This is a genomic window from Haliea sp. E17 (genome assembly GCF_048323675.1).
Lineage (GTDB): Bacteria > Pseudomonadota > Gammaproteobacteria > Pseudomonadales > Halieaceae > Mangrovimicrobium.
The window spans coordinates 179,070-191,585 of sequence record NZ_JBLWFK010000002.1 but is presented as its reverse complement, the minus strand read 5'-3'; the positions used below and the strand labels follow the sequence as shown (position 1 = coordinate 191,585).

Genomic DNA, 12,516 nt, shown 5'->3' with positions numbered 1-12,516 from the left:
TTACTTTTATTAAAATACGTGGAATGAACCGCTTGAGCCGTGTCGCTATTCGCGCCGAATGAAGGTCAGCGGTAACTTCTCGATAGTCTGGGTCGCCAGCGTCGGCAGGTAGGAAATGTCGGCCGGCGGCATCGCCAGGCGGATGTGGTCGAGGCGGCGGATGATTTCCTGGGCAGCGACCTTGATTTCCATGCGCGCGAGCGCGGCGCCAATGCACAGGTGTATCCCCGCGCCAAAGGTGAGGTGTTTGCCCGCGTTGGCCCGATCCAGCTTGAGGCAACGCCCCTCGGGGAAACGCGCCTCGTCGTCATTGGCGGAGGCAAACATGATGCAGATTTGCGAGAGCGCGGGAATTTTCGTTCCGCCGAGCTCGACATCCTGCATGGCGGTGCGGAACAGGCCGTGCACCGGCGGCTGCAGGCGCAGTACCTCCTCGACGAAACGCGCCATCAGGCGCTCGTCGTCCACCGAGCGGTAAAGCCTGTCGGCCAGCTCCGGGTCACTGGCCAGGACCAGCAGCAGATTGGTAATCGCCGCCGCGGTCGTATCGTTCCCCGCGATGAGCAGCGCGCGCACACAGGAAACCTGTTCCTGGAAACTGAGCCGCGGTCGTTCATCGTCGTCCAGGCGGGCGTGCACGAGATCGGAAATCATGTCCTCGCGGGGCTGTTCCTCGCGCTCGCGAATGCGCGGGATGATGTAATTCTGCAGGTCGCACATCTCGCGGGCGTTGGCTTCCAGTTCCTCGCGGGTCTGCATGCGCCCTATTTGCGCCAGCAATGCCGTGGTCCAGCGGGCTATTTTTTCGGTACCTACCTCGGCAAAATCGAGCCCGAGCTGTTCGCAGATGATCTGCGCGGTAAGGGGTGCACCGATATCCTTCATGCCGTCGGCGAACCCGCGCTGCGCGAGCGGTTCGAGCAGATCGACAACGATCTGGCGAATGCGCGGCTCGAGGCTTTTTACCCGGTGGGCGGTAAAGGCATTCTCCAGCAAGCGTCGCAGCCGGGTGTGCTCCGGCGGGTCACAGGCGATGATATCGCGAATGAAACCACCGCCGTCGCGGTTCATGATTTCCGCCAGCTCATCCACCATGCCATTGGCATAGCGGTCCTGGTAGCCGTGCTCCTGGGAATAGGTGACCGGATCGCGCAGGACGGTCACTGCATCGTCGTAGCGGGTAACGAGATACAGGTCAAGCTGCGGATCGTAGTAGACCGGGCTCTGCTCGCGCAGCGCCTGGTAGAACGGAAAGGGATTGTTGCGGATCAACGGGTCCAGCCGGGATTCCTGCCCCGTGAGGGTCATGCGCTCGCCGCGGACCGGGCACTGCTGGTTATTGTTCGAATCGTTCATCAGCATTCAGTACCGAAATTGAAACGTTTGGCTATAGCGGACAGTGAAGCACAGGCCAGACAAGCGCTTCCCGATAAATTGCGCCGGTTTTTCGGCGTATTGTGTTACACGAAGGAGAAAAAAGCGGACGGCTTCTCGTTGCCCGCGCCGTTCTCCTCAACGCGCGCAACGACAGCGAAGCCGACCCGAAATCTTCTATTTTTTTCTCTCAAGGACTGATAACCCGTGTGCCGTTTTCAGCGGCACCCGTGGAATTCACGGCGTCCAGAGCCGATGCCAAAGTTTGCTTACCCATCGCCCCAACCTTTCCCCAGACCGGCAATCCCGCGGGAACCCGGCTCCTTTATTGTGGGTAGAAGCCTATAACTCTCCGCTGGACGCTTCTCTACCGAACCTGCCTCGCTGTCGATAGCGAAGCCAGGCTGTCGATAGCGAAGCCAGCTCCCCGTCCAGCTGTGCTGCAAGGTAACGCGCGACGGTGATTGCAGATAAATGTACGCCAGATGTTGAGCGAGTTGCGTTGACGGCTGCTAGATTAAACGCTGTGAAAAACACGGAACACAGCCTGTGAACCCTGCTTGCCTGCCCGACGGCTTCGACAGCCTTGCACCCTTCGTGACCACCTGGGTTTTGCCCGACGCCAGCGCCAGGATGCAGCAGCGCCAGTCTGCGCCCATGGAAGCTATCCAGTCCTTCTACGACGCCATGACCCCACTCGGTGACAGCGCCCTGGCCTACCTCAGCCAGTTGCAACTCGGGGAACTGCCCCCGGAGGCGGAAAACCTCCTCGGCCTGATGCTCTCGCTGGCGGAAATCGCCCCGGCGGTGGAGTGGTACGGCAGCCCCGAGGTCGCCAACGGGTATCCGGTGAACCGTATTCATTACCTGCGCCAGATTCCCGACCTGGCCGCGCAGGCCTGAAATACAGGTAAAACAGATGAAGCCCGAAACCATACCCGTTCCGCCCATCGGGCTGACCGCGAAGTACCCGGAGCTCGGCACCGGGCCAGTGCCGACCGACGCCTACCGGGACCCGGCGATTTACCGCAAGGAAATCGAGGCCATTTTCAAACGCAGCTGGTACATGATCGGCCGGGTCGAACAGATCCCCGAACCCGGCGACTACTTTGTCTTCCAGTTGCCCACCTTCCACCAGTCGCTGTTGATCTGTCGCGACCGCGACGGTGGGATCAACGCCTTCCACAATGTGTGCCCGCACCGGGGCAACGTGGTTGCACACCGCGGCGCCGGGAAATGCCGCGGGGTGTTCATGTGCCGCTTCCACGGCTGGTCCTTTGACCTCAAGGGTAACCTGGCCAATGTGCGCGACAGCGAGGGCTTTTTCGACCTGGACAAAAGCCAGTTGGGACTGAAACCTGTCCCTATGGGCATCTGGGAAGGTTTCATCTTTGTCGCCCCCACCGACCAACCCTTCCAGACTCTCGAAGACTACCTCGGCCAGCAGGGCGAGGACCTCGCCGGCTACCCCTGGGGCGCCTGTACCCAGAGCTACCAGTTTGAAACCGAAATCGCCTGTAACTGGAAACTCGCTGTCGACTCACCGGCGGAGGTGTACCACATCCCGATACTGCACCCGAACTCGGCAGCCCCTACCATGATGGCATCGGGCAACCCCTTTGGCCGCTTGCTCGACGTGACCCTGCTCGGCCCGCACCGCACCAATTCCCACTACAGCGTGCAGGCGGTGCCGCGGCCGGTGCAGAAACTCGCCTACGACCATGCGGCGGCCGCCCAGAACGTGGTGCAGGAAACGCTCGACTACGCGATGCCACCGGGCATCAACCGCACCCGCGACCGCAACTGGAGCGTCGACCTGGTGATGTTTTTCCCCGGCCTCGCCTTCACCGTGTCCGCCGGCATGTACACCGCGCACCAGGTCTGGCCGCTGGCCCACAACCGCTGCCTCTACCAGCAACGGGTCTTCGTGCGCCCGGCGCGCAATGCCGCCGAGCGCTTCGGGCAGGAAAACACCATGGTGGAATTCCGCGATGTGGTGATGGAGGACCTCAGCACCCTGGAGCACATCCAGCGGGCCCTGGACAACGGCCAGATCCACCAGTTTCACTACCACGACCATGAACTTGCACTGCGCCACAACCACCAGGTCGCCTGCGACGCCGTCGCCGCCTGGGAGCGCGAACAGTCATTCCCTGACCAGCCAGAATAAACGAAGAAGAAGCCATGACTACAACGCTTAGCCAAACCCCGAGTCCCTGCCGCACGGTCAGCGCGGAAGAAATCGCTTTCTACGACGAGCACGGCTGGGTGAAACTCAGGGGTTTCCTGCGCCCGGCCATCGTCCAGGCGCTGCTCGATCGCGGCATCATGCTGATGGGCGAGGACGGTGCCAGCAACGAGGATTTCGGTATCCGCCAACCCTACTTCAACCCCTTTCCCTGTGGCGGCCTGGACGTGCCCGAACTGAAGGCACTGCTGATCGCGGTTGCGGAAAACGCGAAGTTGCTGATGAATCGCAAGTGCGGCACCGGCGTCCGCTATTTCTTCGACACCTTCGTACCCAAGCTGCCGGCGGGCAAGGCATCGGCGCGCGGCGGCAATGGCCCCACCAGTTTCCACCAGGACTTCATCACCTTTGCCATGGACCGTTCCGGCGGCATGCAGTTCTGGATTCCCCTGCAGCCCTGTGGGCCGGAGAAAGGCACCATGTCCTTTATCAACGGCTCCCACAAGATGGGTGTTCTCGGTAACTACACCGCCTACGAGGGTCGCGACATAACCGAAGTCTGGCCGGAACTGCTGGACCTCGAGGTCTCGGAGCCGATGACCTATGAACTGGGCGATGTCACGGTCCACAACCACCTGACAGTGCACGGCGCCGGCGCCAACCTGTCGGATACGCCGCGCTGGGCGCTGATCACCTCCATGCTCCCGGCGGATGCCCACTGGAACGGTGCCCCGCCCGAGGCCTTCGACCCGTCGCACCTGAAACCCTACCAGCTACTGGACGAAGACCGCTTTCCCACCCTGGCCCGGGGCAGTGACTGAGCAGTTGCACAGTCGCTGTACTGGGGATAAGCTAACGCCACATAACAATAGAAAATAGCCAGGCTGCACGCGGGCAATGGCCGGTGGTCACTGCACCCGCGCTGGGGCTGGGAGGATTTACGTGCAACCGTTCGTCCCCAATTTTACCGCACCGGAGATAGCTCTCCCGCCCCAGGGGCGCATCCGGGTGGGGTACCTCAGCGGCCTCACCGGGCTGGTCAGCCGGCTCGGCGAAGACCCGCGCCGCATCCTCGAATTCCACGACATCGACCCCCTGGTCTTCGACGACCCGGACCGGGACATCGAGTGCATTACCGCGGTCAACCTGCTCGAGCACTGCGCCAACCGCCTCCAGGACCCGCTCTTCGGCATGCACCTCGCGGAACTGCAGGATCCGGACGTCTACGGCTGCGCGCTGGTATTCGCCCGCGCCGCGCCCAATGTGCGCGAAGCACTGAACTGCCTGATCGACTATGTGCAGGTGTCCGTATCCCCGGAATGCGCAATGGACCTGGTCACCGGCAAGGATGTCGCCGAACTGCGCTGGAATACCCACATCGGGGTCGGCGAACGCACCCAGATCCACTATCACGGCATCCTGCTGATCCTGAAAATCCTGCAGAAGCTCGACGGTGCGAACTTCCGCCCGAGCTACGCCAGCCTGACCTGCAACGTCGCCCGCGGCGACAGCCTGCGGCTGCAGGAGCGCCTCGGCTGCCGCGTGCACGGACGGGCACAGGCCAACGCCATTGCCTTCTCCAGCGAGTTCCTCGACCGCCCCCTGCCCTCGGCCAACCGCATGCTGTTCGCCCTGCTCGGCGGCTGCATGGAACAATTGCGCAACAACACCCGGGTGGATTTCGTGGAACAGGTGGAATCCAGCGTGCGCCGTGCGCTCTCCGCCGGGCAGTGTTCGCTGGATAACTGCGCGGATAACCTCGGCACCTCGACCCGCACACTGCAGAAACGCCTGACCCGCATGGGCATCAAGTTCTCCGAGATCGTGCAGAACGAGCGCATCAAGCTGGCCAAGCACGCACTGTTGTGGAGCGATTGCTCCCTCGACGAAATCGCCTTCCAGCTCGGCTATGCCGAACAGACCAGCTTCGGCCGCGCCTTCAAGCGGGCCACCGGCCTCACCCCCAAATCCTTCCGCCTCAGCGAGCGCCCCGCAGGCCAGCCCGCCGCCGGCTTTTGAGTGCGCGCTGGGTAAAGTTTTATTGCCAGTAACGCAGCGGGGTTCTGGTGTATAAACTTGTGCGTGACATATCGAGCTGAACACTCGTAGCAAGCACTACCATTCACCACTGTGGACACCCGCCCGCGGCCACCAGGCCGGCGCGGCGCACAGCCACAACTGCAAGATCAGGAGTACACCATGAGAGAGGAACTGGCAGGAAAGGTCGCCATCGTAACCGGCGGCGCCAGCGGCATCGGCCGCGCCAGTGTGGAACTGTTTGCCCGCGAAGGCGCCAGCGTCGTCATCGCTGACGTCGACGACGAGCGCGGCCCACAGCTGGCGGAAGCGCTCGGCGAGCGGGTTCGCTATCGCCGCACCGATGTCTCCAGCGAGGCGGACGTCCAGGGCGTGGTGGATTTTGCCGTGGAGACCTTCGGCGGCCTGCATATCATGTTCAACAACGCCGCAGTGTCCAACCGGCTCTTCCCCAGTTTCCTCGACGACGACCTCACGGATTTCCGCAAGGTCATGGACGTCAACCTGCTCGGCGTGATGCTGGGCACCCAGCGCGCCGCCCGCCACATGGCGAAACACGGCGGCGGCTCGATTATCAACACGGCGTCCATCGGCGGCAGTGTCGCCGGTTTCGGCGTGGTCACCTACCGCGCGTCCAAGGCCGCGGTACTGCATTTCAGCAAGTGCGCGGCGATCGACCTCGCCCAGCACAACGTGCGCGTGAACATCATCAATCCGGGCCATATCCGCACCACCATGTCCAGCTGGTCCGCCGGCGGCATGAGCGAGGCCGGTTTCAATCAGCTGCAGCGCGACCTCGACGAGATCAACTTCGCCGACCAGCCGATCAAGCGTGAAGGCCGCGCGGAAGACGTGGCGGAAGCTGCGCTCTACCTCGGCAGTGACCGTTCGCAACAGGTCACCGGTATCGTCATCCCGGTGGACGGCGGGGTTTCCGTCGGCGACAGCGTCAACCACGTCCAGCAGATTCTCGACGCCCAGACCCGGGCCATGCAGATGTAAACCACCACCAGTAAAACAATAACGGAGTGAAAACATGACCCAAGCCGCTTACTTTCCGCTGCCTGTCACTGAAGAGCAAATTTCCGCCGACTGGCTGACCGCGGCGCTGCGCCAGCGCGCACCGGAAGTAACGGTGAGGGGTTTCGAGTTTGTCGACGCCATCCGCGGCACCAGCTCGAAGATTCGCCTGCGGCTGGACCTCGACGAGGCGGGCAAACAGGCCGGCATCCCGGAACTGGTGATCCTGAAAGGCGGCTTCGAACCGCACAGCCGCGATTTCGGCTACATGCACGAGCGCGAGGTTCGCGGGTATCGCGATGTGCTCACCCGCATTCCCCTGCCGGCCCCGGCCTGCTACTTCGCCGACTTCGACGCCCAGGGCAAGCAGGGCATCATCATCATGGAAGACCTCGTCGCCAGCGGCGCGACCTTCTGCCACGCCACCCGACCCCAGGCTTTCGAGCAGGTGGCAAGGCGCCTGGAAGTACTGGCGAAATTCCACGCCAGCACCTGGGACAGTCCCTCGGTAAAAGCCGGCGGCGAGTGGGAAGACCTGGTCGACTTCCTCGACACCGTCGACAATTTCTTCGCCCTGAAAACCGCACCGGCGACCTGGCAGCGGTTTATTGCATCCCCCCGCGGTGTGGCCTGTTCGGTACGCTTCCAGGACCGCGACTGGATGCTGGACGCCTGGCAGAAAATGAAGGTTTTTGCCAAGCAACTGCCCTACAGCGTACTGCACGGCGACATTCACCTGGGCAACCTGTTCATCGCGGCAGACGGCACCCCCGGTTTCTTCGACACCCTCGCCAGCCGCGGCCCGGGCATGATCGAGGTCTCCTACCATATCTCCGCGTCCGTCGACAGCGCCGACCGGCCGCGCTGGGAAGGGGCCCTGGTACAGCACTACCTGGACGCGCTGCGGGACAACGGCGTGGACGCGCCGGGCTTTGACGAGGCCATGCACCAGTACGGCGTATTCCTCGTCTACGGCCACTTCATCTGGATGACCACCGAGTCCGAATACCAGACCGAATCGGTGAATACCGCCAATATCGCCCGGGTGAACAACGCCATGCTGGAGCACGATATCGATCGCCTGCTGGCGAACATCTAGGCGATCACTGCCGCAACCGCTAGACTGGTGCCCCACTGCAAACCGATGAGGCGACCACGTGGATATCCAGTCGAGCACCCTGCGTAACTTCACCATCGATTTTATCGAGATCAGTTCGCTGATGGTGGTGCTGGCCATACTGGGTTTCCTGGTCTGGCTGGCCTGGATGTACATCGCCGATGTCACCCAGACCAAACACGCGGTTCGCCGCAACTACCCGGTGCTCGGGCGCTTCCGCTATCTCTTCGAGCACCTCGGGGAATTCTTTCGCCAGTATTTCTTCGCCCTCGACCGGGAGGAACTGCCCTTCAACCGCGCCCAGCGCACCTGGGTCTACCGGGCCGCCAAGAACCTCGACTCCACGGTGGCCTTCGGCTCCACGCAGCCGATGAACCAGCCCGGCCAGGTAATTTTCCTCAACACCCTGCTGGCGCCGCTGGAGGGGGAAATACACGGGGGCGACGAACTCTGGTTCGGCCAGGGCTATGCCCGTATACCCTACCTCAGCAACTCGTTCTTCAACATCTCGGCGATGAGTTTCGGCGCCCTCTCCGCCCCGGCGATCACCGCGTTGTCACACGGGGCGGGACAATCGGGGGTGTGGCTGAATACCGGCGAGGGCGGGCTGTCGCCCTATCACCTGCAGGGCGGCTGCGACATCGTGTTCCAGATCGGTACTGCCAAGTACGGCGTGCGCGATGAACACGGCGGGCTCAGTGACGAGAAGCTGGCCGAGATCGCGGCCATCGAGCAGGTTCGCATGTTCGAGATCAAGCTCTCCCAGGGTGCGAAGCCCGGCAAGGGCGGCATACTCCCCGGCATCAAGGTGACCGACCTGATCGCCACCACCCGCGGCATTCCCGCGGGCCAGGATTCCATCAGTCCCAACCGCCATCCCGAGATCAACTCGGTGGACGACCTGCTGGACATGATTCACCACGTGCGCGAGGTGAGCGGCAAGCCGACCGGCATCAAGGCGGTCATCGGGCATTCCGCCTGGCTGGATGACATGTGCCAGCGCATACGGCAGCGCGGGCTGCAGTATGCCCCGGACTTTTTCACGGTGGACAGCGGAGACGGTGGCAGTGGCGCCGCACCGCAAAGCCTGATCGACAATATGGGCCTGCCGATTCGCCGCAGCCTGCCGCTGCTGGCGGACAAACTGACCTATTACGGGCTGCGTGACCGGGTGCGGATCATCGCCTCGGGCAAGCTGATCAACCCGGTCGATGTGGCCACCGCCCTGTGCCTGGGCGCGGACAGCGTCAATACGGCGCGCGGTTTCATGTTTTCGCTGGGCTGTATCCAGGCCATGCAATGCAATCGCAATACCTGCCCCACCGGCGTCACCACCCACGATACGGATTTACAGAAGGGGCTGGACCCCACGGACAAGGCCGTGCGCGTGGCGAATTTCGCCCGCAACATGCGCCACGAAGTGGAGATCATCGCCCACTCCTGCGGGGTCAATCATCCGCGGCAGTTCAACCGCTCCCACGCCTGTATCATCGATGCCCGGGGCTACCCGGAGCCGATGAGCGAGCGCTACCCCGAAGTCGAGACCGCCGCGGAGTATCGCTGACGCTGCTGCCGCTCAGGAGGACTGCGCAGCGTCGATTTCAGCCTTGCGCTTCTCCTGTACCCGCACCAGCTGGCCGCGATAGGCATCCACCACCTTGTCGACCCCGCTGGGTGCCAGCGCGCCGCTATTGCCGGCGGCCACGTAGGTTGCATAGACGGCGGACGCTGACATCAGCGCCGCAGATACGATGGCCGTACTGGCACCCTCGTCTTTCATGGTGTTGGCGAGCGCGATAATGCGGTTGACACACTCGTGGTGGAGTTCCGCGTCGGATTTGGCCATGTCGGTTTCCTCTGTATTCGTCAGGGCTGGCTGCAAGGCGCGCGATTCTAGCACTTTCCGCAATCTCCCGCCTCGCAAGAGACTCGATTGTCGCGAAACTTTGCTATCATGGATGCCACCCGCCCACAGCAATAATGTTAAAGCACCCCCAGAATACCCTATGGATCAGCCCGTCAATTCGGTTGGATGTCTTTGTGCACTCGCGCTGCTCCTGCTGTGCCAGCCGGCAATGGCGACCAAGGCAACCGAATTTTCCGCGGAAGTCGGCATCGGGGGGGAATACGACAGTAACGTGTCGATCGACGAACTGGATGCCAGCAGCAGCCAGGGTGACTACGCGCTGACCCTGGACGCCAGGCTACAGGCGGACCACCAGTTCAGCTCCGCTACGGACCTGTCCTTCACCTACAATTTCAGCGATACCTCGTACCACGAGTTTTCCAACCTGGATCGCCAGACCCACCTGCTGGGCGGCAACTTCGCCACGGACCTCGGACCGGCAAGCGCCGGCGGCAGCCTGTACTACATCAACGCCCGCCTCGACGGCAACGCCTTCCTGGAATACTACCGGGCGTCGCCCTATGTCTCGGGCTTCCTGGCCAAGAAGTGGTTCCTGCGCGGCGCCTACGTCTACGCCGACAAGCGGATCGAACAGAACCCCGGGCGCGATGCCCTGAGCAACTCGGGCGAACTCGACGTGTATTTTTTCCGTCGCGGCCTGCGCAGTTATTTCAATGCGGGATACAAGTACAAGCGGGAAGACGCCGACGCAGACCAGTATGACTATGCGTCCAACGAAGCCAAGCTGCGTTATATCCATCGCTGGGATGTTTACGAACGCGCCCTCAAGCTGGAACTGGCCTGGCGCTACGAATACCGGAATTACAGTTCGATTACCCCGAGCATCATGACCGAGCGCTGGGACCGGCGGCAGCGCTGGAAATTCGACCTCGCCTACGATGTCACCCCTCGCGCCAGCCTGGAACTCTACGGCGGCTACGCCGACTACGCCTCGAACTACCCGAGCGCCGATTACGACCAGTACGTCATCGGCACACGGGTGTCCTACAGTTGGTAAGCAGGCTGGGCACCGGGAGCCTGTAATCGGGAGGGACCCCAGCGGGGGCCCCGGCTGGATCAGGAGCCCTGGAAGCGCAGCAGGCCGTAGCCGTAGATGTCGTCCCTTCCCGGCGGGCCGAGGTCCTCGGCTGAGCGGTACAACTGGCCCATGACGTCGACGCCGGGATTCTGCCGGCGCAGCGCAGCGGCGGCACTGGCGGCGAAAGGCACCGCGAAGGACGTGCCCGACGACGCCGCGTAGCCACCGCCCGCCTTGGCGTGCAGGAGGCCCACGCCGGGGGCAGCGATGTCGAGGTAGGTGCCGCGGTTGGCCAGGCGGAATACCCGGTGCGACTCATCCACCGCCGTCACCGCGACCACGGTATCGTAGGCCGCCGGATACATCGGCGAGGACACCGGCCCGCCATTCCCGGCAGCGGCCAGCACCAGGATATTGCGTTCATGCACCCGCTTCAGCGCGGTTTCCAGCAGGCGGTTGGGCGGCCCTGCCAGGCTGATATTGATGACGTCGACATCACTGGCCATCAGCCAGTCGAGCGCCCGCAACAGGCTTACGGTCGACGCGATCTCGCCGCGTTTTTCATCCTGCTGGAACACTGCGGCGGCATAGATTTCCGCGTAGGGATCGAGGCCCACATAATCACTGGAATTGGCTACCAGGATCGAGGCGATGGCGGTGCCGTGATAGCGCGGCATGGTGGCGCCGTCGGCGACGAAACTGCGGCTGTTGATGTGCGCCTGCGCAAGTGCGGGATGGCTGGTATCGACCAGGCTGTCAATCATACCGATGCGCGGCGCCATCTGCTCGGATGCCACCGCCGCCGGCAATTGCGCCGCCGCGCGCGGGGTCAGGCCGGATGCCGCCACCTCGGTTTCGGCCCCTGCGGTATAGATGTGGTTGAGGTCGACTTCTGCCCGGTCCTTGCCCACCACGTCGAGCACCCCGCGGCGCACCGCCGTGATGTCGAAGCTGGACGGACCGGCCACCTCCGCCAGGCGCATGCCCAGGGCGGGAAGGTCGGTGACGGTATCGAAGAGATAGCCCTGTTCGGCCAGTTCCTCGAACACCAGGGGTTCTGCCATGACCAGCCACTGGTCACTGTGGATGCGCTCCTCGTCGGCCTCGAGGTTGGTTTCCAGGTCATCGAGAATATTGTCGATCTGGGTGTCGAGGCGCTCATCGACAACGTCCTCGGCACGGCTTTCGGTCACCATGGCGATAGCGTCAGTCAGCTGGGACTCGACTGTCTCTTCCACGGCACCGGCCACACTTTCCTCAACCTGGTCGGCGATTCCGGCGTCCACGCTTTCCTCGACACTCTGGGCGACGCTCTCCTCGACGGAAGCCTCGACCTCGGCGGTGACAGCTTCCTCTACCTGTGAGGCAACGGTGTTCTCCACGGAATTTTCGACGGTTTCCTCGACGTTTTCCTCGAGTTCTTCGGTAACCGTGTTGGCGATCTGTTCCTCTACCGCGTCCCCGATCGCGTCGTCCACCGTCTCTTCGACGATCTCCTCGGTCGACTCCTCGACTTCCTCTTCGACGCTATTCGCCACCTCTTCTTCGAGCTGGGCTTCGATAATGGCTTCCAGGGCCGGGTCGACACCGAGGGTCAGCCGGTCGATTTCCTCTTCGACCACCTGTTCCGTGGCATCGGCCACCTCTTCCTGGACTTCCTCCTGCACCTGCTCTTCGACTTCGTTCTCGAGTTGCTCCTCGATCTGGTCGTTCGAACCGGTAAGCGCGCCGGGGACCTGCGCGTGCAGCGGGGCAACCGGGGTCATCGACAGGGCGGAGGCAAAGGCCAGTACGGCGAGGGGTGATACCCACTTACAGCCCATGTTCTCTTTGTT

General features: G+C 62.8%; 11 protein-coding genes. 8 read left to right on the top strand and 3 right to left on the bottom strand.

Going from position 1 to position 12,516, the window contains the following annotated elements; genetic code table 11:
- Window positions 1-45: 45 nt before the first annotated feature.
- Entirely contained in the window at window positions 46-1,356 is a 1,311-nt protein-coding gene (locus ACNKU3_RS04025; protein WP_418258128.1) for a cytochrome P450, read from the bottom strand.
- A 567-nt stretch (window positions 1,357-1,923) separates the two neighbouring features.
- Here ACNKU3_RS04025 and ACNKU3_RS04020 point away from each other — a divergent pair.
- The 7 genes from ACNKU3_RS04020 (at window position 1,924) to ACNKU3_RS03990 (ending at window position 9,300) form a co-directional block, all read left to right on the top strand.
- Window positions 1,924-2,277 carry a hypothetical protein gene (locus ACNKU3_RS04020; RefSeq protein WP_418258127.1) on the top strand — a complete coding sequence of 118 codons (354 nt, stop codon included), beginning with the start codon at window positions 1,924-1,926 and terminating at the stop codon, window positions 2,275-2,277.
- A gap of 16 nt (window positions 2,278-2,293) precedes the next feature.
- The gene (locus tag ACNKU3_RS04015) at window positions 2,294-3,544 is read left to right on the top strand and encodes an aromatic ring-hydroxylating oxygenase subunit alpha (protein ID WP_418258126.1); all 1,251 of its coding nucleotides are present in this window, start codon (window positions 2,294-2,296) and stop codon (window positions 3,542-3,544) included.
- A 14-nt stretch (window positions 3,545-3,558) separates the two neighbouring features.
- Window positions 3,559-4,383 (top strand): phytanoyl-CoA dioxygenase family protein, encoded by an 825-nt coding sequence (locus tag ACNKU3_RS04010; protein ID WP_418258125.1) that lies wholly within the window; start codon window positions 3,559-3,561, stop codon window positions 4,381-4,383.
- A 121-nt stretch (window positions 4,384-4,504) separates the two neighbouring features.
- Window positions 4,505-5,581, top strand: coding sequence for an AraC family transcriptional regulator ligand-binding domain-containing protein (locus tag ACNKU3_RS04005; protein WP_418258124.1), 1,077 nt, complete (start codon window positions 4,505-4,507; stop codon window positions 5,579-5,581).
- A 180-nt stretch (window positions 5,582-5,761) separates the two neighbouring features.
- Window positions 5,762-6,601: an SDR family NAD(P)-dependent oxidoreductase gene (locus ACNKU3_RS04000; protein WP_418258123.1), complete on the top strand. Its 840-nt coding sequence runs from the start codon at window positions 5,762-5,764 to the stop codon at window positions 6,599-6,601.
- Between the two features lie 34 nt (window positions 6,602-6,635).
- Window positions 6,636-7,718, top strand: coding sequence for a phosphotransferase (locus ACNKU3_RS03995; protein ID WP_418258122.1), 1,083 nt, complete (start codon window positions 6,636-6,638; stop codon window positions 7,716-7,718).
- Window positions 7,719-7,839: 121 nt separating this feature from the next.
- Window positions 7,840-9,300, top strand: coding sequence for an FMN-binding glutamate synthase family protein (locus ACNKU3_RS03990; RefSeq protein ID WP_418259018.1), 1,461 nt, complete (start codon window positions 7,840-7,842; stop codon window positions 9,298-9,300).
- A gap of 12 nt (window positions 9,301-9,312) precedes the next feature.
- Here ACNKU3_RS03990 and ACNKU3_RS03985 read toward each other — a convergent pair whose 3' ends face one another.
- Entirely contained in the window at window positions 9,313-9,582 is a 270-nt protein-coding gene (locus tag ACNKU3_RS03985) for a DUF3144 domain-containing protein (protein WP_418258121.1), read from the bottom strand.
- Window positions 9,583-9,811: 229 nt separating this feature from the next.
- On the opposite strand from ACNKU3_RS03985, the gene ACNKU3_RS03980 reads away from it, so the two are divergent.
- Window positions 9,812-10,660 carry a hypothetical protein gene (locus ACNKU3_RS03980; protein ID WP_418258120.1) on the top strand — a complete coding sequence of 283 codons (849 nt, stop codon included), beginning with the start codon at window positions 9,812-9,814 and terminating at the stop codon, window positions 10,658-10,660.
- Window positions 10,661-10,719: 59 nt separating this feature from the next.
- On the opposite strand, the gene ACNKU3_RS03975 is transcribed toward ACNKU3_RS03980, so the two are convergent.
- On the bottom strand, window positions 10,720-12,504 hold the full coding sequence (locus tag ACNKU3_RS03975) for a S8 family serine peptidase (RefSeq protein ID WP_418258119.1): 1,785 nt from the start codon (window positions 12,502-12,504) through the stop codon (window positions 10,720-10,722).
- Window positions 12,505-12,516 lie beyond the last annotated feature (12 nt).

Coding starts and splice junctions, on each gene's coding strand:
- ACNKU3_RS04000 (WP_418258123.1), top strand. CDS start 5,762: ATGAGAGAGGAACTGGCAGGAAAGGTCGCCATCGTAACCGGCGGCGCC.
- ACNKU3_RS03980 (WP_418258120.1), top strand. CDS start 9,812: ATGGCGACCAAGGCAACCGAATTTTCCGCGGAAGTCGGCATCGGGGGG.
- ACNKU3_RS03985 (WP_418258121.1), bottom strand. CDS start 9,582: ATGGCCAAATCCGACGCGGAACTCCACCACGAGTGTGTCAACCGCATT.
- ACNKU3_RS03990 (WP_418259018.1), top strand. CDS start 7,840: ATGGTGGTGCTGGCCATACTGGGTTTCCTGGTCTGGCTGGCCTGGATG.
- ACNKU3_RS04025 (WP_418258128.1), bottom strand. CDS start 1,356: ATGAACGATTCGAACAATAACCAGCAGTGCCCGGTCCGCGGCGAGCGC.
- ACNKU3_RS04010 (WP_418258125.1), top strand. CDS start 3,559: ATGACTACAACGCTTAGCCAAACCCCGAGTCCCTGCCGCACGGTCAGC.
- ACNKU3_RS03995 (WP_418258122.1), top strand. CDS start 6,636: ATGACCCAAGCCGCTTACTTTCCGCTGCCTGTCACTGAAGAGCAAATT.
- ACNKU3_RS04015 (WP_418258126.1), top strand. CDS start 2,294: ATGAAGCCCGAAACCATACCCGTTCCGCCCATCGGGCTGACCGCGAAG.
- ACNKU3_RS03975 (WP_418258119.1), bottom strand. CDS start 12,504: ATGGGCTGTAAGTGGGTATCACCCCTCGCCGTACTGGCCTTTGCCTCC.